This window comes from Pseudomonas sp. PNPG3 (assembly GCF_023093815.1).
In the GTDB taxonomy this organism is placed as follows: Bacteria; Pseudomonadota; Gammaproteobacteria; order Pseudomonadales; family Pseudomonadaceae; genus Aquipseudomonas; species Aquipseudomonas asiatica.
The window spans coordinates 1-3,358 of sequence record NZ_JALLKV010000106.1 but is presented as its reverse complement, the minus strand read 5'-3'; the positions used below and the strand labels follow the sequence as shown (position 1 = coordinate 3,358).

The 3,358-nt window shown below is 51.1% G+C and carries 2 rRNA genes; both read left to right on the top strand.

The annotated features are described in order from the left end of the window. Positions 1–194 precede the first annotated feature (194 nt). Positions 195–3,086, top strand: a 23S ribosomal RNA gene (locus MJ643_RS30055). A 131-nt stretch (positions 3,087–3,217) separates the two neighbouring features. Then, positions 3,218–3,333: ribosomal RNA gene (gene rrf / locus MJ643_RS30050) — 5S ribosomal RNA — on the top strand. The last annotated feature ends 25 nt before the right edge of the window (positions 3,334–3,358 follow it).

Sequence of the window (3,358 nt, the reverse complement as noted above, 5' to 3'; positions counted from 1 at the left end):
TCGAATGTTGATTTCTGACTTTTGTCAGATCGTTCTTTAAAAATTCGGATATGTGATAGATATAGACTGATGGCCAGTTTCACTGCTGGTTAATCAGGCTAAGGTAAAATTTGTGAGTTCTGCTCGAAAGAGCAACATGCGAATTTTCGGCGAATGTCGTCTTCACAGTATAACCAGATTGCTTGGGGTTATATGGTCAAGTGAAGAAGCGCATACGGTGGATGCCTTGGCAGTCAGAGGCGATGAAAGACGTGGTAGCCTGCGATAAGCTTTGGGGAGTCGGCAAACAGACTGTGATCCAGAGATCTCTGAATGGGGGAACCCACTCAGCATAAGCTGAGTATCTTGTACTGAATACATAGGTGCAAGAGGCGAACCAGGGGAACTGAAACATCTAAGTACCCTGAGGAAAAGAAATCAACCGAGATTCCCTTAGTAGTGGCGAGCGAACGGGGACCAGCCCTTAAGTTGATTTGAGATTAGTGGAACGCTCTGGAAAGTGCGGCCATAGTGGGTGATAGCCCCGTACACGAAAATCTCTTGTCAATGAAATCGAGTAGGACGGAGCACGAGAAACTTTGTCTGAATATGGGGGGACCATCCTCCAAGGCTAAATACTACTGACTGACCGATAGTGAACCAGTACCGTGAGGGAAAGGCGAAAAGAACCCCGGAGAGGGGAGTGAAATAGAACCTGAAACCGTATGCGTACAAGCAGTGGGAGCCTACTTTGTTAGGTGACTGCGTACCTTTTGTATAATGGGTCAGCGACTTATATTCAGTGGCGAGCTTAACCGAATAGGGGAGGCGTAGCGAAAGCGAGTCTTAATAGGGCGTTTAGTCGCTGGGTATAGACCCGAAACCGGGCGATCTATCCATGGGCAGGTTGAAGGTTAGGTAACACTGACTGGAGGACCGAACCGACTACCGTTGAAAAGTTAGCGGATGACCTGTGGATCGGAGTGAAAGGCTAATCAAGCTCGGAGATAGCTGGTTCTCCTCGAAAGCTATTTAGGTAGCGCCTCATGTATCACTCCAGGGGGTAGAGCACTGTTTCGGCTAGGGGGTCATCCCGACTTACCAAACCGATGCAAACTCCGAATACCTGGAAGTGCCGAGCATGGGAGACACACGGCGGGTGCTAACGTCCGTCGTGAAAAGGGAAACAACCCAGACCGTCAGCTAAGGTCCCAAAGTCATGGTTAAGTGGGAAACGATGTGGGAAGGCTTAGACAGCTAGGAGGTTGGCTTAGAAGCAGCCACCCTTTAAAGAAAGCGTAATAGCTCACTAGTCGAGTCGGCCTGCGCGGAAGATGTAACGGGGCTCAAACCATGCACCGAAGCTACGGGTGTCATCTTTGATGACGCGGTAGAGGAGCGTTCTGTAAGCCTGTGAAGGTGAGTTGAGAAGCTTGCTGGAGGTATCAGAAGTGCGAATGCTGACATGAGTAACGACAATGCGAGTGAAAAACTCGCACGCCGAAAGACCAAGGTTTCCTGCGCAACGTTAATCGACGCAGGGTTAGTCGGTCCCTAAGGCGAGGCTGAAAAGCGTAGTCGATGGAAAACAGGTTAATATTCCTGTACTTCCAGTTATTGCGATGGAGGGACGGAGAAGGTTAGGCCAGCCTGGCGTTGGTTGTCCAGGTTTAAGGTGGTAGGCTGAAATCTTAGGCAAATCCGGGATTTCAAGGCCGAGAGCTGATGACGAGTTGCCTTCAGGCGACGAAGTGGTTGATACCATGCTTCCAAGAAAAGCTCCTAAGCTTCAGATAACTGGGAACCGTACCCCAAACCGACACAGGTGGTTAGGTAGAGAATACCAAGGCGCTTGAGAGAACTCGGGTGAAGGAACTAGGCAAAATGGCACCGTAACTTCGGGAGAAGGTGCGCCGGCGAGGGTGAAGGACTTGCTCCGTAAGCCCATGCCGGTCGAAGATACCAGGCCGCTGCGACTGTTTATTAAAAACACAGCACTCTGCAAACACGAAAGTGGACGTATAGGGTGTGACGCCTGCCCGGTGCCGGAAGGTTAATTGATGGGGTTAGCGCAAGCGAAGCTCTTGATCGAAGCCCCGGTAAACGGCGGCCGTAACTATAACGGTCCTAAGGTAGCGAAATTCCTTGTCGGGTAAGTTCCGACCTGCACGAATGGCGTAACGATGGCGGCGCTGTCTCCACCCGAGACTCAGTGAAATTGAAATCGCTGTGAAGATGCAGTGTATCCGCGGCTAGACGGAAAGACCCCGTGAACCTTTACTATAGCTTTGCACTGGACTTTGAATTTGCTTGTGTAGGATAGGTGGGAGGCTTTGAAGTGGGGACGCCAGTTCTCATGGAGCCATCCTTGAAATACCACCCTGGCAACTTTGAGGTTCTAACTCAGGTCCGTTATCCGGATCGAGGACAGTGTATGGTGGGTAGTTTGACTGGGGCGGTCTCCTCCCAAAGAGTAACGGAGGAGTACGAAGGTGCGCTCAGACCGGTCGGAAATCGGTCGTAGAGTATAAAGGCAAAAGCGCGCTTGACTGCGAGACAAACACGTCGAGCAGGTACGAAAGTAGGTCTTAGTGATCCGGTGGTTCTGTATGGAAGGGCCATCGCTCAACGGATAAAAGGTACTCCGGGGATAACAGGCTGATACCGCCCAAGAGTTCATATCGACGGCGGTGTTTGGCACCTCGATGTCGGCTCATCACATCCTGGGGCTGAAGCCGGTCCCAAGGGTATGGCTGTTCGCCATTTAAAGTGGTACGCGAGCTGGGTTTAGAACGTCGTGAGACAGTTCGGTCCCTATCTGCCGTGGACGTTTGAGATTTGAGAGGGGCTGCTCCTAGTACGAGAGGACCGGAGTGGACGAACCTCTGGTGTTCCGGTTGTCACGCCAGTGGCATTGCCGGGTAGCTATGTTCGGAAGAGATAACCGCTGAAAGCATCTAAGCGGGAAACTTGCCTCAAGATGAGATCTCACTGGGATCTTGAATCCCCTAAAGGGCCGTCGAAGACTACGACGTTGATAGGTTGGGTGTGTAAGCGCTGTGAGGCGTTGAGCTAACCAATACTAATTGCCCGTGAGGCTTGACCATATAACACCCAAGCAATTTGCTAGCGCAGATTGCGGTGGTGAAGACGAAACGACCGAAAGTTCGCAACATCACAAATATCGCATATCCGGATTCGCTGGGCTGTCCATCTGGACATTCTGGCAACAGAATTTCTTGACGACCATAGAGCATTGGAACCACCTGATCCCATCCCGAACTCAGTAGTGAAACGATGCATCGCCGATGGTAGTGTGGGGTTTCCCCATGTGAGAGTAGGTCATCGTCAAGATTCATTTCGCAAAACCCCTATCTGC